Source organism: Streptomyces sp. NPDC008079 (genome assembly GCF_042957385.1).
Classification (GTDB): Bacteria; Actinomycetota; Actinomycetes; order Streptomycetales; family Streptomycetaceae; genus Actinacidiphila.
The window spans coordinates 1-20,425 of the sequence record NZ_JBIBIC010000017.1 but is presented as its reverse complement, the minus strand read 5'-3'; the positions used below and the strand labels follow the sequence as shown (position 1 = coordinate 20,425).

Annotated in this window: 16 protein-coding genes; 10 read left to right on the top strand and 6 right to left on the bottom strand. The window is 71.8% G+C overall.

From position 1 onward, the window contains the following. Positions 1 to 154 precede the first annotated feature (154 nt). Positions 155 to 1,186 (top strand): bifunctional riboflavin kinase/FAD synthetase, encoded by a 1,032-nt coding sequence (locus ACFZAM_RS28235; protein WP_391050301.1) that lies wholly within the window; start codon positions 155 to 157, stop codon positions 1,184 to 1,186. A 57-nt stretch (positions 1,187 to 1,243) separates the two neighbouring features. Further along, positions 1,244 to 1,804, top strand: coding sequence for a DUF664 domain-containing protein (locus tag ACFZAM_RS28230; RefSeq protein WP_391050299.1), 561 nt, complete (start codon positions 1,244 to 1,246; stop codon positions 1,802 to 1,804). A 49-nt stretch (positions 1,805 to 1,853) separates the two neighbouring features. On the opposite strand, the gene ACFZAM_RS28225 is transcribed toward ACFZAM_RS28230, so the two are convergent. The 5 genes from ACFZAM_RS28225 to ACFZAM_RS28205 all read right to left on the bottom strand — a co-directional run bounded on the left by ACFZAM_RS28225 (position 1,854) and on the right by ACFZAM_RS28205 (position 9,707). Next, positions 1,854 to 2,474 carry a response regulator gene (locus ACFZAM_RS28225; RefSeq protein WP_391050380.1) on the bottom strand — a complete coding sequence of 207 codons (621 nt, stop codon included), beginning with the start codon at positions 2,472 to 2,474 and terminating at the stop codon, positions 1,854 to 1,856. A gap of 134 nt (positions 2,475 to 2,608) precedes the next feature. Continuing rightward, positions 2,609 to 3,859, bottom strand: coding sequence for a histidine kinase (locus ACFZAM_RS28220; protein WP_391050297.1), 1,251 nt, complete (start codon positions 3,857 to 3,859; stop codon positions 2,609 to 2,611). 165 nt (positions 3,860 to 4,024) lie between these two features. Beyond that, positions 4,025 to 4,867 carry an ABC transporter permease subunit gene (locus ACFZAM_RS28215; RefSeq protein ID WP_391050295.1) on the bottom strand — a complete coding sequence of 281 codons (843 nt, stop codon included), beginning with the start codon at positions 4,865 to 4,867 and terminating at the stop codon, positions 4,025 to 4,027. Next, positions 4,864 to 5,799: an ATP-binding cassette domain-containing protein gene (locus ACFZAM_RS28210; protein WP_391050293.1), complete on the bottom strand. Its 936-nt coding sequence runs from the start codon at positions 5,797 to 5,799 to the stop codon at positions 4,864 to 4,866. Before ACFZAM_RS28210 ends, ACFZAM_RS28215 begins: the two co-directional genes overlap by 4 nt. A 257-nt stretch (positions 5,800 to 6,056) precedes the next feature. Next, positions 6,057 to 9,707 (bottom strand): SCO5717 family growth-regulating ATPase, encoded by a 3,651-nt coding sequence (locus tag ACFZAM_RS28205; RefSeq protein ID WP_391050291.1) that lies wholly within the window; start codon positions 9,705 to 9,707, stop codon positions 6,057 to 6,059. 411 nt (positions 9,708 to 10,118) lie between these two features. On the opposite strand from ACFZAM_RS28205, the gene rpsO reads away from it, so the two are divergent. From rpsO to ACFZAM_RS28180, 5 genes are all read left to right on the top strand, one after another. Further along, positions 10,119 to 10,406: a 30S ribosomal protein S15 gene (gene rpsO / locus ACFZAM_RS28200; RefSeq protein WP_033173003.1), complete on the top strand. Its 288-nt coding sequence runs from the start codon at positions 10,119 to 10,121 to the stop codon at positions 10,404 to 10,406. A 346-nt stretch (positions 10,407 to 10,752) separates the two neighbouring features. Beyond that, positions 10,753 to 12,972, top strand: a complete 2,220-nt coding sequence (locus tag ACFZAM_RS28195) for a polyribonucleotide nucleotidyltransferase (RefSeq protein ID WP_355349816.1) — start codon at positions 10,753 to 10,755, stop codon at positions 12,970 to 12,972. After that, positions 12,969 to 14,345, top strand: a complete 1,377-nt coding sequence (locus ACFZAM_RS28190) for an insulinase family protein (protein WP_391050288.1) — start codon at positions 12,969 to 12,971, stop codon at positions 14,343 to 14,345. The genes ACFZAM_RS28195 and ACFZAM_RS28190 overlap by 4 nt, the downstream gene beginning before the upstream one ends. 75 nt (positions 14,346 to 14,420) lie before the next feature. Continuing rightward, entirely contained in the window at positions 14,421 to 15,200 is a 780-nt protein-coding gene (gene dapB, locus ACFZAM_RS28185) for a 4-hydroxy-tetrahydrodipicolinate reductase (RefSeq protein ID WP_355349822.1), read from the top strand. A 33-nt stretch (positions 15,201 to 15,233) separates the two neighbouring features. After that, on the top strand, positions 15,234 to 15,692 hold the full coding sequence (locus ACFZAM_RS28180) for a hypothetical protein (RefSeq protein ID WP_355349825.1): 459 nt from the start codon (positions 15,234 to 15,236) through the stop codon (positions 15,690 to 15,692). Positions 15,693 to 15,782: 90 nt separating this feature from the next. On the opposite strand, the gene ACFZAM_RS28175 is transcribed toward ACFZAM_RS28180, so the two are convergent. Beyond that, positions 15,783 to 16,328, bottom strand: a complete 546-nt coding sequence (locus ACFZAM_RS28175; protein ID WP_355349828.1) for a hypothetical protein — start codon at positions 16,326 to 16,328, stop codon at positions 15,783 to 15,785. Between the two features lie 241 nt (positions 16,329 to 16,569). Between ACFZAM_RS28175 and thyX the strand changes: the two genes are divergently transcribed. The 3 genes from thyX (at position 16,570) to ACFZAM_RS28160 (ending at position 20,273) form a co-directional block, all read left to right on the top strand. Further along, on the top strand, positions 16,570 to 17,316 hold the full coding sequence (thyX, locus tag ACFZAM_RS28170) for an FAD-dependent thymidylate synthase (RefSeq protein WP_355349831.1): 747 nt from the start codon (positions 16,570 to 16,572) through the stop codon (positions 17,314 to 17,316). Between the two features lie 188 nt (positions 17,317 to 17,504). Further along, positions 17,505 to 18,404: a 4-hydroxy-tetrahydrodipicolinate synthase gene (dapA, locus tag ACFZAM_RS28165; protein WP_355349834.1), complete on the top strand. Its 900-nt coding sequence runs from the start codon at positions 17,505 to 17,507 to the stop codon at positions 18,402 to 18,404. Between the two features lie 183 nt (positions 18,405 to 18,587). After that, positions 18,588 to 20,273: a ribonuclease J gene (locus ACFZAM_RS28160; RefSeq protein WP_355349837.1), complete on the top strand. Its 1,686-nt coding sequence runs from the start codon at positions 18,588 to 18,590 to the stop codon at positions 20,271 to 20,273. Positions 20,274 to 20,425: the final 152 nt, after the last annotated feature.

Below are 20,425 nucleotides of genomic sequence, written 5' to 3'. Positions count from 1 at the left end.
CACATCACATTCGAACGGGCGCCGCAGGTGGGAAGGGCCGACGCCGTACGCGCGGACCGTGCCGATGGGCACGGCATCGCGGCGGCATGGCAGGCTTGGACCCGCAGGACAAGACAACACGGTCAGTGATTCGGCGAAGAAGCGGAGCGTCAAGGTGCAGCGCTGGCGGGGCTTGGACGACGTTCCCGGTGACTGGGGACGCAGCGTCGTCACCATCGGCTCGTACGACGGCGTCCACCGCGGTCACCAGCTCATCATGGGCCGCGCCGTGGAGCGCGCCCGTGAACTGGGGCTGCCCTCGGTCGTCGTGACCTTCGACCCGCACCCCAGCGAAGTCGTACGGCCCGGCAGCCACCCGCCGCTGCTGTCCGCCCACCACCGGCGCGCCGAACTGGTCGCGGACCTCGGCGTGGACGCGCTGCTGATCATCCCCTTCACCAGCGAGTTCTCGAAGCTGACGCCGAGCGAATTCGTCAAGACCGTGCTGGTCGAGGGGCTGCACGCCAAGCACGTGGTCGAGGGCCCCAACTTCCGCTTCGGGCACAAGGCGGCGGGCGACGTCGAATTCCTCTCCGCGCTCGGGCTGAAGTACGACTACGAGCTGGAGGTCGTCGACCTCTTCGTGCGCGGTGAGGCGGGCGGCGGCGAGCCGTTCTCCTCCACCCTGACCCGGCGGCTGGTCGGCGAGGGCGACGTCGAGGGCGCCGCCGAGATCCTGGGCCGCCCGCACCGCGTCGAGGGCGTTGTCGTCCGGGGCGCGCAGCGCGGACGCGAACTGGGCTACCCCACCGCCAACGTCGAGACCCTGCCGCACACCGCCATCCCCGCCGACGGCGTCTACGCGGGCTGGCTGCACGTCGACGGCGAGGCCATGCCCGCCGCGATCTCGGTCGGCACCAACCCGACCTTCGACGGCACCGCGCGCACGGTCGAGGCGTACGCGATCGACCGCGTCGGCCTCGATCTGTACGGGCTGCACGTGGCGGTGGACTTCCTCGCCTATCTGCGCGGGATGGAGAAGTTCGACACCATCGACGCGCTGCTGGAGCGGATGGCCGACGACGTGAAGCGGGCCAGGGACCTGGTGGACGCCGCCGACTCGGCCGCCGCCCCGCCTACGCCCCCGCCCGCGTCCGCGCCCGAGCCCACGTCCGCGCCGACCGAGCCGTCGCCCGCCGCCGAATAGCCTCGGGCCAGGCCGTTCCACAGCCGCTCTGTCAGTGGTCGCTGCCAGACTTGGCGCATGTCCGAGCAGTACGTACCGTTCTTCGCGAACGTCCAGCTCTCCCCGACGGCGGAGGGTGACGACCGGCCGCCGCTGCCCACCACGGGCAGCGAGCGGGAGATCCTGACCGCCTTCCTCGACTGGCACCGCGCGACCTTCGAGCTGAAGTGCCGGGGCGTGGCCGCGGCCCGGCTGTCGGACCGGGCGATACCCCCGTCAGGGCTGAGCCTGCACGGCCTCGTACGGCACCTCGCGGGCATCGAGCGGTGGTGGATACGCCAGCACTTCGCGGGCGAGGACCTGCCGATGCTCAACTACTCGGACAAGGACCCCGACCAGGGCTTCGACCGGCTCGACGGGGACGTGGAGGCGGCCTTCTCGGCGTGGCGGGTCGAGCGCAACCGGGCCAGGACCATCGTCGCCGAGGCGCCCTCGCTGGACGCCACCTGCCGTTCGCTGGTCACCGGCAAGGAGATATCGCTGCGCTACATCCTGGTGAATCTCATCGCCGAATACGCCCGGCACAACGGGCACGCCGACCTGCTCAGGGAGCGGATCGACGGCGCGACGGGCCTGTGAGACAGCCACCTGACAGCGTGCGGGCGGGAGCGCGCGGGAGCGCCGGGCCTCAGGTGGGGCGGATCAGCCGGGTCTCGTAGGCGAAGACGACGGCCTGCACACGGTCGCGCAGCTCCAACTTGACCAGAATCCGGCTCAGATGGGTCTTCACCGTCGCCTCCGCCAGGTGCAGCGTGCCCGCGATCTCCGTGTTGGACAGGCCGCGGCCGACCTCCACCAGCACCTCGCGCTCGCGGGCGGTCAGCCGGTTCAGCCGCCCGTCGCCCTCGGAGCCGCCGGCCGCCGAGGGGAGCTGGTGCGCGAAGTTCTCCAGCAGGCGGCGCGTGATGCGCGGTGCCACCACCGCGTCGCCCGCGGCCACCGAGCGGATGGCGCCCAGCAGTTCCTCGGGCAGCGCGTTCTTCAGCAGGAAGCCGGACGCGCCCGCCTTCAGCCCGGCGAAGGCGTATTCGTCCAGGTCGAAGGTGGTCAGGATCAGCACCTTGGAATCCGGGCAGCGCCGTACGATCCGCGTGGTGGCCTCGATGCCGTCGGTGCCGGGCATCCGGACGTCCATCAGCACCACGTCGGGCCGCAGCGAGTCCGTGAGCCGTACCGCCTCCGCGCCGTCGCCCGCCTCGCCGACCGGCCGCATGTCGGACTGCGCGTCCAGCACCATCGTGAACGCCATCCGCAGCAACGGCTCGTCGTCCACCAGCAGCACCCTGATCACCCGCCCGCCCCCGTCCTCGTCGGCTCCGCTGTCGTCGGCTCCGCGCCCGTCGTTTTCGCTCCCGCCGGGCGCGAGCTCCGCCGCCCCGCCGGTCATATCGGCTCCGGGGCGCCGAGGACGAGCACCGCCGCGACCCGCCAGCCGCCACCGGGCAGCGGCCCCGCGACCAGCGAACCGCCGTACGCCGCCGCCCGCTCCCGCATGCCGGGTATGCCGTGCCCCGCCGAGGCCGCCGCACCGTCGGCGATCGCGCCGCCGTGCGCGGTGTCGGCCGCCGCGGGGTGCGTGCCCGGGCCGTCGTCGGTGACGGTCACGGTCAGCGCGTCGGGGGCGCAGCCGATCCGCACCTCCGCGCTGGTCCCGGCGGGCGCGTGCTTGAGCGTGTTCGTCAACGCCTCCTGGACCAGCCGGTAGACGGTGAGCTGCGCCGCCACGGGCACCGGGCCCGGATCGCCCGCCACGGACAGCACCGTCGGCAGCCCCGCCGCCCGTACCTGGTCCACCAGCGATTCGAGCTGCGCGATGCCCGGCATCGGATGCCGCAGCGCGTCCGGCTCGTCCGCCCGCAGCACCCCCAGGAAGCGCCGCATGTCCGTGATCGCCTGCCGCCCGGTCGCCGACACCTGCCGCATCGCGGTCGTCGCCCGCTCGGGGGTGCGCTGCTGCGCGAAGACCGCACCGTCCGCGAGCGCCACCATCACCGACAGATTGTGCGTCACGATGTCGTGCATCTCCCGTGCGATCCTGGCCCGTTCGTCGGCCACCGCCAACTGCGCCCGCTGGTCGCGCTCCCGCTCCAGCCGCACCGCCCGGTCCTCCAGGAAGGCCAGACGGTCACGGCGGCTGCGCATGTTCACGCCGAAGACCGCCGCCGCGACGGCCATCGCCGACAGCGAGACGAAGGTCCCCGCGCTCCGGTCGTGCATCGCCCAGCTCACCGTGGCCAGGACGACCCCGACCTCCAGCACGCCGAAGGCCATCATCAGCCGCCGCCGGTCGCAGTACGCGGCCACCGTGTAGAGCGCCACCAGCAGCGCCACGTCGGCCGGGACCTGGAAGTCCAGCAGCCACTGCACGAAGGCCGTCGCCGCGATGCAGGCGAAGACCGCGAGCGGCGCCCGCCGCCGCCACACCAACGGCGCCGTGAGCCCCGCCCCCAGCGCCAGGAACGGCACCGGATCGTCCCGCAGCGCCGCCCGCGCCAGCATGCTGAGACCCACGTAGAGCGTGGCGGCGAACAGCCCGTCCACCACCATCGGGGGCAGCCGCCGTCCCACCCGCCGCCGGGCCCGCCCGGCCAGCGCCCGCCACGCGGGGGCCGGTCCGGTAGCAGCCGATCGCATGGGCAACATGCCGGTGCCCATGGGACCAGTGCTCAAGGGGACCGTCGCGCCGGGGTCCGCGGACGCCGGTCCCGGCTGCCGCGGGGCGTTCCCCCGGGCAGCCGGGTCCTGTGCCGTCGCGGTGGACGGCAGCGGGTACGTCATCGCGTCCTCGTCACGCCGTCGTCACGCGTCGCGCCGCTTGAGCAGCACCGCCGCGCCCGCGAGCGCCACCGCCGCGTAGAGACAGAACACCAGGAACCCCGTCCAGGGCGCGAGGCTCGTGGCGTCCTGGTGCAGCGAGATCAGCGACTGTCCCGCGTTGCTCGGCAGGTACTTGTTGATGTGGTCGGCCCACGAGGTGGGCAGCGCCTCGGCGAGCACCGGCAGGACGAGCAGCAGGCCGAAGACGGTGGCGATACCGCCCGCCGTGTTGCGGACCAGGGCGCCTATCGCGACGCCCAGCAGCCCCACGACCGTCAGATACAGGCCCGCGCCCAGCACCATCCGGGTCACGCCGGGGTCGCTCAGCGAGGTGCCGATGTGCCGGGAGGACAGCAGCGCCTGACCGACCAGGAAGGCGATCAGCGCGCCCGCCGTCATCACCACCCAGGTCACCGCCGCGTACAGCCCGGCCTTCGCCCACAGCACCGGCAGCCGCCGCGGCACCGCGGACAGCGACGCCCTGATCATGCCGGTCGCGTACTCACCGGTGATCATCAGGACACCGAGCACACCGACCGCGAGCTGCGCGAGGAAGAAGCCGCGCAGACTGGTCAGCGCGGGCTCGAAGTCGGCCCGCTCGTGCGGCGACATGTGCGGCCAGCGGTTCGCGGTGACCGCGCAGAACAGCGCGCCGAAACCGATCAGCGCGACCATGCCCGCGATCAGCGTGTAGAAGGTGGACCGCAGCGTCCGCAGCTTGATCCACTCGGAGTGCAGCACGCGGGCGAGGGTGACCTCGCCGCGCGGCGCGGTCCGCCGCGCCCCGGGAGTCTCCGGCGCCTTGTCGATGGTGGCAGTGCTCATGCCGCCTGTCCTTCCCGCTCGCGCACGGGCGCCGGTGCCTGGTACTCCACGGCGTCCCTGGTCAGTTCCATGAACGCCTCTTCCAACGACGCCTGCTGCGGCGTCAGTTCGGCCAGCGCGACGCCCTGGTCGGCCGCGATCCGGCCGATCCGGTCGCTGCTGAGCCCGGTCACCTCCAGCACACCGCGCTCCACCGACGCCACCGACACATCGGGGCCCGCCAGCAGCTTCCGCAGCCGCTCCGCCTCGTCGGTCCGCACCCGCACCGACGTCCCCGCCGCGGCCCGCACGAATTCCGCCACCGACGTGTCGGCGATCAGCCGCCCCCGCCCGATGACGATCAAGTGCTCGGCGGTCAGCGCCATTTCGGACATCAGGTGGGAGGAGAGCAGGACCGTACGGCCCTCCGCCGCCTGGTCCTTGAGGAGATTGCGGATCCAGAGGATGCCCTCCGGGTCCAGGCCGTTGACCGGCTCGTCCAGCACCAGCGTCGCCGGGTCGCCCAGCAGCGCGCTCGCGATGCCGAGGCGCTGCCCCATGCCGAGCGAGAAACCGCCGACCCGCTTGCGGGCCACCTCGCCCAGACCCACGATGTCGATCACCTCGTCCACCCGGCGGCGCGGAATCCCCGTGGTGGCGGCCAGCGACAACAGATGGTTGTACGCGCTCCTGCCGGTGTGGATGGCGCACGCCTCCAGCATCGCGCCCACCTCGTGCAGCGGCGCGCGGTGCTCCGCGTACTGCTTGCCGTTGACGGTGACACCGCCCGACGTCGGCGCGTCCAGGCCCAGGATCATCCGCATCGTGGTCGATTTCCCCGCGCCGTTGGGGCCGAGGAATCCGGTCACCACGCCGGGCCGGACGGTGAAACTCAGGTCGGACACGGCGGTGCGCTCGCCGTACCGTTTGGTCAGGGCGTGGGCTTCGATCATCGGATCGTCCTCGGCGGTGCGTCAGCGGGAAGGGATGATTCCATCCTTGTTCCCCGCGGCCGCCGCGGCGACGGTCCACGGGCGGATTCCCGCCCCGCCCGCGTGCGCCTCCGGGGGGACGCCCCGTACACCAACTGTTGTACGCGCCCCCCGGCCGCCGCTGCGGCCGGGGACGACAAGGGCCGCCACCAGCGACAACGCGTGGTGGCGGCCCCTGTGTCCGCGCTGTGCGCCCGTGCGGGCCCGCCTGCCCCCGGCTACTGCGGGGCGGGCGGCGGCGGGTAGCCGTACCCCGGCGGGAGCTGCGGCGCCTGCGGGTTCTGCGGATCCTGCGGCGGCCCGCCGTACGGCTGCTCGCCCTGCGGCGGCGCGGGCTGCTGCGGCCACCCCTGCTGCGGCTGCGGGGCCTGGGGCTGCGGCGACTGCGGCTGGAAGGGCGCGGGCGCCGCCTGCTGGCCCGGCGGGTACGGCTGCGGAGCCTGCGGCGGACCGCCGTACGCACCGGGCTGGCCGGGCTGTCCCGGCTGACCCGCCTGACCCGGCGCCGGGTAACCGCCGTGCTGCGGTGCCGGATAGCCGCCCTGCTGCGGTTGCTGGGGCTGCGGCGGCGGAGGGTAATTGCCCTGCTGCGGCGGTGGCGGCGCGGGGAAACCGCCCTGCGGAGCGGCGTAGGGGCCGTAGCCGGGACCGGCCTGGCCGCCGCCCTGGACCGGCATCGGCGGCGCCTGGTGCGGCGGCGGGTTGACCCCGTCGGCCGTCCACAGCCCCTGCGCCTGCTGGGCCCGCGTGAAGTCCTCCGCGACCATCGCCGACAGGTTGAAGTACGCCTCGCGGGTCTTGGGCCGCATCATGTCGAGGTCGACCTCCGCGCCCGCGGCGAGGTGTTCGTCGAAGGGCACCACCTGGACACCGCGGCAGCGGGTCTGGAAGTGCGCCACGATGTCGTCGACCTTGATCATCTTGCCGGTCTCCCTGACCCCCGAGATGACCGTGATGCTCCGCGACACCAACTCCGCGTACCCGTGCGCCGACAGCCAGTCCAACGTGGTGCTCGCGCTGGACGCGCCGTCCACCGACGGCGTCGACACGATGATCAACTGGTCGGCCAGGTCGAGGACTCCGCGCATCGCGCTGTACAGCAGACCCGTGCCGGAGTCCGTGAGGATCACCGGGTACTGGCGGCCCAGCACGTCTATCGCCCGCCGGTAGTCCTCGTCGCTGAACGCCGTCGAGACCGCCGGGTCCACGTCGTTCGCGATGATCTCGAGCCCCGACGTCGCCTGCGAGGTGAACCGGCGGATGTCCATATAGCTGTTGAGGTACGGGATCGCCTGTACGAGGTCGCGGATCGTCGCCCCCGTCTCGCGCCGCACCCGGCGGCCGAGGGTGCCCGCGTCCGGGTTGGCGTCGATCGCCAGGATCTTGTCCTGCCGCTCGGAGGCCAGCGTCGAGCCCAGCGCGGTCGTCGTGGTCGTCTTGCCCACGCCGCCCTTGAGGCTGATCACCGCGATCCGGTAGCACGACAGCACCGGCGTACGGATCAGCTCCAGCTTCCGCTGCCGCTCCGCCTCCTCCTTCTTGCCGCCGATCTTGAACCGCGACGGCTGCGCGTTCGCGCCCGCGCGCTTCGCCTTCGGCGGATTGCGCAGCAGCCGGTCCGACGACAGCTCCACGGCCGCCGTGTAGCCGAGCGGCGTGCCGCCCTGCGTCGTGGGCTGCCGCTGGTCGGGCGTGACGGTGGGCCAGCCGCCCATCCGCGGGTCGGCCGGTGCCTGCGGCTGCGGAGGCGGAGGCTGCGGGGCCTGCTGCTGACCCTGCGGGTCGGGCCGCGCGGGCTGCTGCGGCTGGTGCGGCTGCCCCGGCTGCGGGAAGCCGTAACCGCCCTGCTGCGGCAGCGGCTGAAGCGGCGCCGCCTGGTCCTGGCCCGGCTGCGCGTGCTGCGGGAAACCGTAACCGCTGCCCTGCGCGGGACCCGCGCCCTGCTGCGGCGCCACCGGCTCGTGCGGCAGTCCCGACGGTACGGGGCCCGCCGTGTACGGCTGCGGCCCGCCCTGCGGCGGCGCTCCGAAGCCGGCCGGCGCGGGCAGATTCCGCTCCGGGGTGTCCTGCGGCACCGCGTCGTTCGGCTCGGGCACCGCGTCCTGCGGCTCCGGTGCCTGCGGCGGCTGGACCTGAGCGGGCGCCAGGACCGGGGCGTGCGGCGCCGCGGGCGGCGGGAAGCCGTACCCCTGGCCCTGCGGCGCGTCCGGCGTCCCCGCGACCGGCGCGGGCGGCTGCGCTTGAGGCTGAGACTGATGGTGGGGCTGCGGCTGCGGCTGGGCGTAGCCGGTCGGCGGCACGGGCTGGCCCGGCTGCTGGACCGGGCCCGGCTGCGCGGCGGCCGGGGGCTCCTGACGGGCCGGGAGGTTCACCGGCTGTCCGGTCGGCGGCGGGAAGCTGTGCAACGGCGCCGCCGCCGCAGGACCCGAATTCCCCTGCTGCGCGGGCCCGGCGGGCGCCGCGGGCGGGAAGCCGTAACCCTGTTGGGGTGCGGGCGGGTTGGGCCCGCCGGGGTGCAGCGGCGCTGCCGGTGGCGCGGCGGGCTCGCCGGTCGGCGGCGGGAAGCCGTAACCCTGTTGGGGTGCGGGCGGGTTGGGGCCGCCGGGGTGCAAGGGGGCGGCCGGAGGTGCCGCCTGAGCGTTGGCCGCCGGGGGATTGCCGTAACCCTGTTGGGGTGCGGGCGGGTTGGGGCCGCCCGGGTGCAGGGGCGCGGCGGGGGCGTCGGCGGCGGGCGGGAAACCGTAACCCTGTCGCGGGGCGGCCGGGGAGCTGTCCGGGGCGGGGTGCGAGGGCTCCGCGCGCTCGAAGTCCGGGGGGAGCGGCGGTACGGGGCCGCGCGGTGCGCCGGGCGCCCACGGGAGGGCGTCCGCCGCGCCGGGCAGCGGCACCCAGACCGGGGCACGAGGCGCGGCCGGGGCCTCCTCGGCCTCGGGCTCCGACGGTGCCGACGGCTTCGCGGCAGCGGCAGCGGGCGCGGCGGGCTTGGCCTCCGCAGGCTCGTCATCGGCGGTGGACGAGGACGTAGAAGACGTAGAAGAGGACGTAGGAGAGGAGACGGCCGGCTCCGGCGGCTTCCGCTTGCCGGCCTCGCGCTCCTCGACCTCGCGCCGCAACGCGGCGGCGGAGAAGCGCACCGTGGCGTCGGGCGCGCCGTCCTCGCGGCCCCCGAAAGCGGGGAATCCCGAACCACCGGGCGTACCGGACCCCGACGCGGAAGCCCGTACCGGCTCCGGCTCGGACGTGGCCGCGGCCTCCGCCGCAGGCGCGGACTCGGGCTCCCGCTTCGCCGCACCCTCCGAGCGGTCCGAGCCGTCCGAACGGTCCGGACCCGCCGACGCGCGCGCGGGCTCGCCCGCCGACTCGGCCGACGCGGCGCGCGGAACCGGGATCGACGGTACGGCCGCGGCCGACCAGGACGGTTCGGCCGCCGACGCCGAAGGGCCCGGCGTGGGCAGGGGCAGCGACGGCACGGCGGCGGCGGACCACGACGACTCCGACGACTCCGACGAACCCGCCGCGTCACCCGTCAGCCCCGCCCCCCGCTCGGAGCCGGGAACGGCAGCAGGGAAGGAACCTGCGGCACCCGTATCCGAGCGCCGGTCCGACCGCGCGCCCGTCTGCGGGCCCGAGCCCGTGAAGGACCCCGAATCCGTGACAGGAACGGAACCGGAATCGGCGCCAGCGCCGGAATCCGAGCCGCTGTCCGCCGCCTCGTCGGCGTCGTCGGCGTCCGCGGAGCCGCCCGCGTCCCCCATGTACCAGGCGGGCGCCGCGTCGCCCAGGCTGAACTCACCCGTGTAGTCGGCGTCGCCCCGGTCCTCGACAGGGCCGGCCCCGCCCACGCGGCTGTCGTCCCGATCGCTGCTCACAATGCCTCCTGGTCTGCTGCTTCACCGTGTCCCCGCGACGAGTCCGGCCCGTAAAAAGCCGCTCGTCGGCGCGGGACACCGTCGCGGGACCGCACCGCTGCGCGCATACCCACGCATCCCATGTCCGATCCCCCTCCCCGTCAGGGGCAAGACTAATCGTCGGTAGCCTTCCGATGTCAGGCCCGCCCTCATGGGTCAGTGCCCCTCGCACACCACCCTCACGCGCCGGGCGGCGTCCCCGCCCGCGCCCGGAGATGACCCGCGGGTAAGCGGACCGCCGCGGGCTGGTACTCTGGGTGACGGTCACGTGTGTGTACACACCCCGTGATCCCGCGCCTCGCGAGTCAACGAAGCATCCCCCGCGATGAATACCGGGGGCGCTCGGAGGCCACTGATACCTAAGGAGTCCGTATGTCGCTCGACGTCGAGACGAAGAAGCAGATCATCGCCGAGTTCGGTACCAAGGAGGGCGACACGGGCTCCCCCGAGGTCCAGGTCGCTCTGCTCTCGCGCCGTATCTCGGACCTGACCGAGCACCTCAAGACCCACAAGCACGACCACCACTCGCGTCGTGGTCTGCTGATCCTGGTCGGCCAGCGCCGCCGTCTGCTGCAGTACCTGGCCAAGAAGGACATCACGCGCTTCCGTGAGCTCCGCGAGCGCCTCGGCATCCGTGCCGGCGCCGCGGGCGTTCGCTAAGACGCCGTGGAGGGGGAGCGGTACCCGCGAGTCGGGGCCGCTCCCCCTTTGCCGTATACGCGATACGCGCCGTGTACGGCGAAGCATCGCCGTAGTGGCCATATACGCGCCGAGCGACGAAGCGCGCACATGAAGTGCGTGATGTCTCCGTCATCTGGTGCAATGGTTATCAAGTATGAGGAGGAGCGTCCTCCTGATCGCCGAACAGCCGGTCCTCGGTAGTGGCCTCCGGAAGACACACGCCCCGGAGGCTTCGATCGAAGACCGGCACCGGTAACAGGACGCCCCTCCACCGATGGCCCGCCAGGGAAACGCCCTGCGGGCATGGACGAGGAGAATCCCCATAGTGGAGAACGAGACCCACTACGCCGAAGCCGTTATCGACAACGGCACGTTCGGCACCCGCACCATCCGCTTCGAGACGGGCCGCCTGGCCCGTCAGGCCGCCGGCTCCGCCGTGGCCTACCTGGACGACGACACCATGGTGCTGTCGGCCACCAGCGCCTCGAAGCAGCCCAAGGAGCACTTCGACTTCTTCCCCCTCACGGTGGACGTCGAGGAGCGCATGTACGCGGCCGGCCGGATCCCCGGTTCCTTCTTCCGCCGCGAGGGCCGCCCCTCCGAGGACGCGATCCTCACCTGCCGGCTGATCGACCGCCCGCTGCGCCCGTCCTTCGTCAAGGGCCTGCGCAACGAGATCCAGGTCGTCTGCACGGTCATGGCGCTCAACCCCGACCACCTGTACGACGTGGTCGCGATCAACGCCGCCTCCTGCTCCACGCAGCTCGCGGGCCTGCCCTTCTCCGGCCCGATCGGCGGCGTCCGCGTCGCCCTCATCAAGGGCCAGTGGGTCGCGTTCCCGACCCACAGCGAGCTCGAGGACGCCGTCTTCGACATGGTCGTCGCGGGCCGCACCCTCGAGGACGGCGACGTCGCGATCATGATGGTGGAGGCCGAGGCCACCGCCAAGACGATCCAGCTCGTCGCGGGCGGCGCCGAGGCGCCGACCGAGGAGATCGTGGCCGCGGGCCTCGAAGCCGCCAAGCCGTTCATCCGGACGCTCTGCAAGGCGCAGTCCGAGCTGGCCGCCAAGGCCGCCAAGCCCACCGGCGAGTTCCCGATCTTCCTGGACTACCAGGAGGACGTGTTCGAGGCCCTGGAGTCCGCCGTCACCGGCGAGCTGGCCCAGGCGCTCACCATCCCCGGCAAGCAGGCCCGTGAGGCCGAGCTGGACCGCGTCAAGGGTCTGGCCGCCGAGAAGCTCCTCCCGCAGTTCGAGGGCCGCGAGAAGGAGATCTCCGCCGCGTACCGCTCGCTGACCAAGAAGCTGGTCCGCCAGCGCGTCATCAAGGACAAGGTCCGCATCGACGGCCGCGGCGTCACGGACATCCGTACGCTGGCCGCCGAGGTCGAGGCCATCCCGCGCGTGCACGGCTCCGCGCTGTTCGAGCGTGGCGAGACCCAGATCCTGGGCGTCACCACCCTCAACATGCTCCGCATGGAGCAGCAGCTCGACACCCTGGCGCCCGAGACCCGCAAGCGCTACATGCACAACTACAACTTCCCGCCGTACTCGGTCGGCGAGACCGGCCGCGTGGGCTCGCCCAAGCGCCGCGAGATCGGCCACGGCGCGCTCGCCGAGCGCGCCCTGATCCCGGTCCTGCCGACCCGCGAGGAGTTCCCCTACGCGATCCGTCAGGTCTCCGAGGCGCTCGGCTCCAACGGCTCCACGTCGATGGGCTCGGTCTGCGCCTCCACCATGTCGCTGCTGAACGCCGGTGTGCCGCTCAAGGCCCCCGTCGCCGGTATCGCCATGGGCCTGATCTCGCAGGAGATCGACGGCGAGACGCACTACGTGGCGCTCACCGACATCCTCGGCGCCGAGGACGCGTTCGGCGACATGGACTTCAAGGTCGCCGGCACGAAGAACTTCGTGACCGCGCTCCAGCTCGACACCAAGCTCGACGGCATCCCCGCCTCCGTGCTGGCCGCCGCGCTGAAGCAGGCCCGTGACGCCCGCCTCCACATCCTCGATGTGATGAACGAGGCCATCGACGTCCCGGACGAGATGTCCCCCAACGCCCCGCGGATCATCAGCATCAAGATCCCCGTGGACAAGATCGGCGAGGTCATCGGCCCCAAGGGCAAGATGATCAACCAGATCCAGGAGGACACCGGCGCCGACATCTCCATCGAGGACGACGGCACCGTGCTGATCGGCGCCACCGAGGGCTCGCAGGCCGAGGCGGCCCGCGCGGTGATCAACCAGATCGCCAACCCGACGATGCCCGAGGTCGGCGAGCGCTACCTGGGCACGGTCGTGAAGACGACCACCTTCGGCGCGTTCGTCTCGCTGATGCCCGGCAAGGACGGCCTGCTGCACATCTCGCAGATCCGTAAGCTCGCCGGCGGCAAGCGCGTCGAGAACGTCGAGGACGTTCTCGGTGTGGGCGCCAAGGTGCAGGTCGAGATCGCCGAGATCGACCAGCGCGGCAAGCTCTCGCTGATCCCGGTCATCGAGGGCGAAGACGACGCCGAGGACGCGAAGGACGAGTCGGAGAAGTGACGACCCGCTCCACCGCAGTGACGGCCCGCCCCTCCACCAAGGGGCGGGCCGTCCGCACGCGGACCCTCCTCCCGGGCACCGACGGCATCGGCACCGTACGGCGCAGCGTCCTGCCCGGCGGGCTGCGCGTCGTCACCGAGACGCTGCCCACCGTCCGTTCCGCCACCTTCGGCATCTGGGCGGCCGTCGGCTCCCGCGACGAGACCCCGGTGCTCAACGGCGCCACCCACTACCTGGAGCACCTGCTCTTCAAGGGCACGGAGCGCCGCAGCGCACTGGACATCTCCGCGGCCGTGGACGCGGTCGGCGGCGAGATGAACGCCTTCACGTCCAAGGAGTACACCTGCTACTACGCGCGGGTGCTCGACACCGATCTGCCGCTGGCCATCGACGTGGTCTGCGACATGCTCACCGGGTCGCTGATCCGCCAGGAGGACATCGACGCCGAACGCGGCGTCATCCTGGAGGAGATCGCGATGACCGAGGACGACCCCGGCGACCAGGTGCACGACCTGTTCACCACCGCGATGCTCGGCGACACCCCGCTCGGCCGCCCCGTCCTCGGCACCGTCGAGACCATCAACGCGCTCACCCGCGACCAGGTCGCCCGCTTCTACAAGCGGCACTACGACCCCACGCGGCTCGTCGTCGCCGCCGCGGGCAACGTCGACCACGCGGCCGTCGTCCGCCAGGTCCGGCGCGCCTTCGAGAACGCGGGCGGCCTGCACGACCCGGACGCCGTCCCGATGGCGCCGCGCTCCGGCAGCCGTACGCTCCGCGCCGCGGGCCACCTCGAACTGCTCGACCGGCGCACCGAGCAGGCCCATGTCGTCCTCGGCATGCCCGGCCTGTCGCGCAACGACGACCGGCGCTGGGCGCTCAGCGTGCTCAACACCGCGCTCGGCGGCGGCATGAGCTCCCGGCTCTTCCAGGAAGTGCGCGAGAAGCGCGGCCTGGCCTACTCGGTGTACTCCTACACCTCGTCCTTCGCGGACTGCGGCCTCTTCGGCGTCTACGCGGGCTGCCAGCCGCGCCGGGTGCCGGAAGTGCTCAAGATCTGCCGGGACGAGCTGCACCAGGTCGCGGAACACGGCCTGACCGACGAGGAGATCGGCCGTGCGATCGGCCAGCTCTCCGGCTCCACGGTGCTCGGTCTCGAGGACACCGGCGCGCTGATGAACCGGCTCGGCAAGAGCGAGCTGTGCTGGGGCGAGCAGTTGTCCGTCGACGACCTGCTCGGCCGGATCGCCGCGGTGACCCCGGACGACGTACGCGCGGTGGCCCGCGATGTACTGGGCCAGCGGCCGTCGCTGGCCGTCATAGGGCCGCTCAAGGAGAAGCAGAGCGCGCGCCTGCGCGAGGCGCTCGCGTAGCGGACCGGCTCGCGGGAGCCGCGGCGCGCGTGCCGTCAACCGATGTGAGATGCGAAGGACGAGGACAGGACAACGATGAGCAAGCTCCGTGTGGCCGTCATCGGCGCCAAGGGCCGGATCGGATCAGAGGCGGCACGCGCGGTCGAGGCGGCCGACGACCTCGACCTCGTCGCGGCGATCGACCGTGACGACCGGCTGGAGACACTGACCGAGTCCGGTACGCAGGTCGCCGTCGACCTGACGCACCCCGACGCCGTCATGGGCAATCTGGAGTTCTGCGTCGGCCACGGCATCCACGCCGTGGTCGGCACCACCGGCTGGACCCCGCAGCGGCTCGACACCCTGCGCGGCCGGCTCGCCGCCTCGCCCGCCACCGGGGTGCTCATCGCGCCGAACTTCTCCATCGGCGCCGTCCTCACCATGCGCTTCGCCCAGCAGGCCGCCCGCTGGTTCGAGAGCGTCGAGGTCATCGAGCTGCACCACAACCGGAAGGCGGACGCCCCCAGCGGCACCGCCACCCGTACCGCGCAGCTCATCGCCGCCGCCCGCGCGGAGGCGGGCCGCGCCCCGCAGGAGGACCCCACCACCCACGCCCTGGACGGCGCCCGCGGCGCGGACGTCGACGGCGTCCCGGTGCACTCGGTACGGCTGCGCGGCCTGCTCGCCCACCAGGAAGTGCTCTTCGGCGACACCGGCGAGACCCTCACCATCCGGCACGACTCGCTGCACCACAGCAGCTTCATGCCGGGCATCCTGCTCGCGGCCCGTACCGTGCCCGGTGTCCCCGGCCTCACCTTCGGCCTGGAACACTTCCTCTCGGACGACCACCGCGCGCTTCAGCCGGACGAGGGCTGACGCGGAGGACCGAACCGGAGGACGGAAACCGAAATGCGCGCCAAACTCAGCTACGCCGTGTCCGCGGTCGTGCTGGTCTTCTACTTCGTGCTGGTCGGCGACCGCGGGGTGCTGCTCATCGCGGACGGCCGCCCGGTCACCGTCGTCTTCGGCGTCGCCGTGCTCGTCCTGCCGCTGATCGGCGCCTGGTTCCTCTGGCACACCACCCAGTTCGCCCGCCACGCCGGACGGCTCGGCCGCGAACTGGAGGCCGAGGGCGGCCTGCCCGTGGACGAACTGGTCCGTACGCCCAGCGGCCGGATCGACCGCGACTCGGCCGACGCGGTGTTCGCCAAGCGGCAGGCCGAGACGGAGGCCGCGCCGGACGACTGGCGCAACTGGTTCCGGCTCGCCGTCGCGTACTTCGACGCACGCGACACCCCGCGGGCCCGCAAGGCGATGCAGCGGGCCATCGCGCTGCACGACGGGCGCGAGGTGCGCGAGCGGGTCTAGGCGGGCCGCGACCGGGCGCGACTCCTCATACGGGTGTGCCCGGTCGAATTCATCCGGCCGTGCACCCGGGAGGGTGAAGCTGAGCGCGGCTCAGCGCAGTTCGGCGGCCCAGCCCTCGATGGCGTCGGCGGCGAGGTCGAACGCCTCGACCCGGCCGAGGAAGTCCGCGTTGTGGTCGGTCAGCATCGGCCGCAGCGGACGGCCGCCGCGCCGGGTGATCACCAGCGCCTGCCCCTGCACACTGCGCGGCAGCCCCAGCACCCGCACGGGCTGCTGGGCCGTGCGCACCGAGACCACCTGGCTCCACGACACCGTCGAGGTGGAGAAGAACTCCACCTGGCGCAGGCCCTTCCCGCTCACCCACACACCCACGCGCAGCAGCCGCAGGGTGACCGCGATGATCACGAACGCCGAGAGCAGGCACGTGACGCCGCCCTGCCCGCTTCCCGCGGCGACCATGATCAGCGCGGCGAAGAGCAGGTACGAGGCGAAGACCAGCAGCAGCGCCGCGGTCGCGACCCGCCACGGTCCTGGACGGTAGGGCCGCATCCAGCGGTCCTGGTCGGCGTGCGGCAGCGCACGTCCGGGCGTGAACTCATCGACGAAGGCGGTGGTGGAATTGTGGGGGAGGGACACGCGGGGAATCCTCTTCGGGTTTCCGGCAGCTTCCGGCACGAGCGGGCTATGACGGGTGAGGCTAGCCGCCGTGCGGCGCCGCGGCTACCTCGGGTCGTCCGATCGGCCCTGGCCCGCCCGACGAACGCTGTCATACGGAGCGAATAGGCTGGCGCCGCACGGCAGAACAGCCGCCCGACCGCACACCGGCTCAACCGCACACCAGCTCAACCGCACAGCCGCCAAGCAGGAAGGACCTCGGGTGCCGACCGAGACCACCACCGGGACCACCGTCCCCGTCCAGTTCCGCGACGACGTGACCGTCGACCTCGTCAAGCACAGCGCCTCTGACGGCGACGTCCTGTGGGCGGCCCGGGTCTCCACCGCCGGAGAGCAGTCCCTCGAAGAGCTGACCAAGGACCCCGAGCGCTCCAAGGGCCTGATCAACTACCTGATGCGCGACCGCCACGGCAGCCCCTTCGAGCACAACTCCATGACCTTCTTCATCAGCGCCCCGATCTTCGTCTTCCGCGAGTTCATGCGCCACCGCGTCGGCTGGTCGTACAACGAGGAGTCCGGGCGTTACCGCGAGTTGCAGCCGGTGTTCTACGTGCCGGGACCCGAGCGGAAGCTGGTGCAGCAGGGGCGGCCGGGGAAGTACGAGTTCGTGCACGGCACCGCGGAGCAGCACGAGGCGGTGCGGGGGGCGATGGAGGAGTCGTACGCGCATTCGTACGCGGCGTACCAGGAGATGCTGGCGGCCGGGGTGGCCAGGGAAGTGGCGCGGGCGACGCTGCCGGTCGGGTTGTTCTCGTCGATGTACGCGACGTGCAACGCGCGCTCGCTGATGCACTTCCTGGGGCTGCGGACGCAGCACGAACTGGCGGCCACGCCGTCGTTCCCGCAGCGGGAGATCGAGATGGTGGGGGAGCGGATGGAGGCCGCGTGGGCGGGTCTGATGCCCCTGACACACGCGGCGTTCAACGCGAACGGCCGGGTGGCACCGTAACGGCCGGAATCGATCGGCGCGACCGCAGTCAAATGTCCGAAGTGTTCAGATTGCAGGCATTCGTGAAGTTCATCTAGGCTGCTGAAACGGACTCCGGCGTTGCTTGAACCCCCGAGCAGGCACCGCCGGAGTCCTTTGCGCAGGTCCCGAGGCTGCATGCCCGTACACACACCGAGTAGCGTGGACCCATGGCTCCGACCTCCACCCCCACGGCCCCCTTCGGGCGGGTCCTGACCGCAATGGTCACGCCGTTCACCGCGGACGGCGCCCTCGATCTCGACGGCGCGCAACGGCTCGCCGCCCACCTCGTGGACGCCGGGAACGACGGTCTCGTCGTCAACGGCACGACCGGGGAGTCGCCCACCACGAGCGACACGGAGAAAGCCCGGCTCGTACGGGCCGTCGTGGAAGCCGTCGGAGACCGCGCCTTCGTCGTCGCCGGAGCCGGCACCAACGACACCCGGCACAGCACGGAACTGGCCCGCCAGGCGGAAAGCGCCGGCGCCCACGCCCTGCTCGCGGTGACGCCGTACTACAACAAGCCCCCGCAGGAGGGCCTGTACCGGCACTTCACCGCCATCGCCGACGCCACCGGGCTGCCCGTCATGCTCTACGACATCCCCGGCCGCAGCGGCGTCCCCATCGACACCGAGACCATCGTCCGGCTGGCCGAACACCCCCGGATCGTCGCCAACAAGGACGCCAAGGGCGACCTCGGCGCCGCGAGCTGGGCGATGTCCCGCAGCGGCCTGGCCTGGTACTCGGGCGACGACATGCTCAATCTGCCGCTGCTCTCCATCGGCGCCGCCGGCTTCGTCTCCGTCGTCGGCCACCTGGTCTCCGCCGAACTGCGCGCGCTCCTCGACGCGTACACCAGCGGCGACGTCACCAAGGCCGCCGAGATCCACCAGCGACTGCTGCCGGTCTACACCGGCATGTTCCGCGCCCAGGGCGTCATCACCACCAAGACCGCCCTCGCGCTGCGCGGACTGCCCGCCGGTCCCCTCCGGCTCCCCCTCGTGGAGCTGGACCAGGCCGCCACCGAACAGCTCAGGAGGGATCTCGCCGCAGGCGGGGTAGACCTCTGACCACAGACTTCACAACTTAATAGGTCCGAACACGCACAACCGCACAACCGAACGACTGCACAACCGCACAGCCGAAAGACCGCACAGCCGACGATGCGCACTGCCGCATACGCACGGAAAACACGATGTCACGCGCGCCGCGACCCAGGAGGGTCCGGCGGCGCGCGTGGTAGGGAGAGACTTTTGAGCCATCCGCACCCCGAACTCGGCCCCCCGCGGACCCTGCCCGACGGCGGCCTCCGGATCACCCCGCTCGGCGGCCTCGGAGAAATCGGCCGCAATATGACGGTCTTCGAATTCGGCGGCAAGCTGCTGATCGTCGACTGCGGAGTGCTCTTCCCCGAGGAAGAGCAGCCCGGCGTCGACCTGATCCTGCCGGACTTCACCTCCATCAGGGACCGCCTCGACGACGTCGTCGGCGTCATCCTGACCCACGGCCACGAGGACCACATCGGCGCCGTCCCCTTCCTCCTGCGGGAGAAGGACGACATCCCGCTGATCGGCTCCAAGCTGACCCTCGCCCTGATCGAGGCCAAGCTCCAGGAGCACCGCATCCGGCCGTACGTGCTGGAGGTCAAGGAGGGCGAGCGCGAGCGCATCGGCCCCTTCGACTGCGAATTCGTCGCCGTCAACCACTCCATCCCGGACGCGCTGGCCGTCGCCATCCGCACTCCGGCGGGCATGGTCGTCGTCACGGGCGACTTCAAGATGGACCAGCTCCCGCTGGACGGCCGCCTGACCGACCTGCCGACCTTCGCGCGGCTCGGCGAGGAAGGCATCGACCTGCTCCTCGCGGACTCCACCAACGCCGAGGTCCCCGGCTTCGTCGCACCCGAGCGGGACATCTCGCAGGTGCTCAGGCAGACCTTCGCCAAGGCGGACAAGCGGATCATCGTGGCGAGCTTCGCCAGCCACGTCCACCGCATCCAGCAGGTCCTGGACGCCGCGCACGAACGCGGCCGCAAGGTGGCCTTCGTCGGCCGCTCGATGGTCAGGAACATGGGCATCGCCCGCGACCTGGGCTATCTCAAGGTGCCCAGCGGTCTCGTCGTGGACGTCAAGGTCCTCGACGACCTGCCCGACGAGAAGGTCGTCCTCGTCTGCACCGGCTCCCAGGGCGAGCCCATGGCCGCCCTGTCCCGGATGGCGAACCGCGACCACCAGATCCGGATCGTCGAAGGCGACACCGTCATCCTCGCGTCCTCCCTCATCCCGGGCAACGAGAACGCGGTCTACCGCGTGATCAACGGCCTCACCCGATGGGGTGCCAACGTTGTCCACAAGGGCAACGCCAAGGTCCACGTCTCCGGCCACGCCTCGGCCGGCGAACTGCTGTACTTCTACAACATCTGCAAGCCGCGCAATCTGATGCCGATCCACGGCGAATGGCGACACCTGCGCGCCAACGCCGATCTCGGCCAGCTCACCGGCATCCCCAAGAACCGCTGCGTCATCGCGGAGGACGGCGTGGTCGTCGACCTCATCGACGGCGTCGCCAAAATCGCGGGCAAGGTCCAGGCCGGTTACGTGTACGTCGACGGTCTCTCCGTCGGCGACATCACGGAGTCGTCGCTGAAGGACCGCCGCATCCTCGGGGAAGAAGGCATCGTCTCGGTCTTCGTGGTGGTCGACTCGACCACCGGCAAGATCGTCGGCGGCCCGAACATCCATGCCCGCGGTTCGGGTATCGAGGACGACGCATTCGCCGCCGTCATCCCCAAGATCGAGGAGGGGCTGTCCCGTTCGGCCTCCGACGGGGTGATGGAAGCACGCCAGATCCAGCAGCTCATCCGCCGCTCGGTCGGCAAATGGGTCTCCGACACCTACCGTCGGCGACCGATGATCCTCCCTGTGGTGGTTGAGGTCTGACGCCTCGTCAACCACTGGACCAGGAGCGGGCCCCCGGATTTGCATCCGGGGGCCCGCTCCAGTACGTTGGCACAACCGCCTCGACGAGACCCGCGGAAACGTGTGTGCTCGGAACGGGGTTGGTAATTCCGACCGAATAGCTTCTGCTAAAG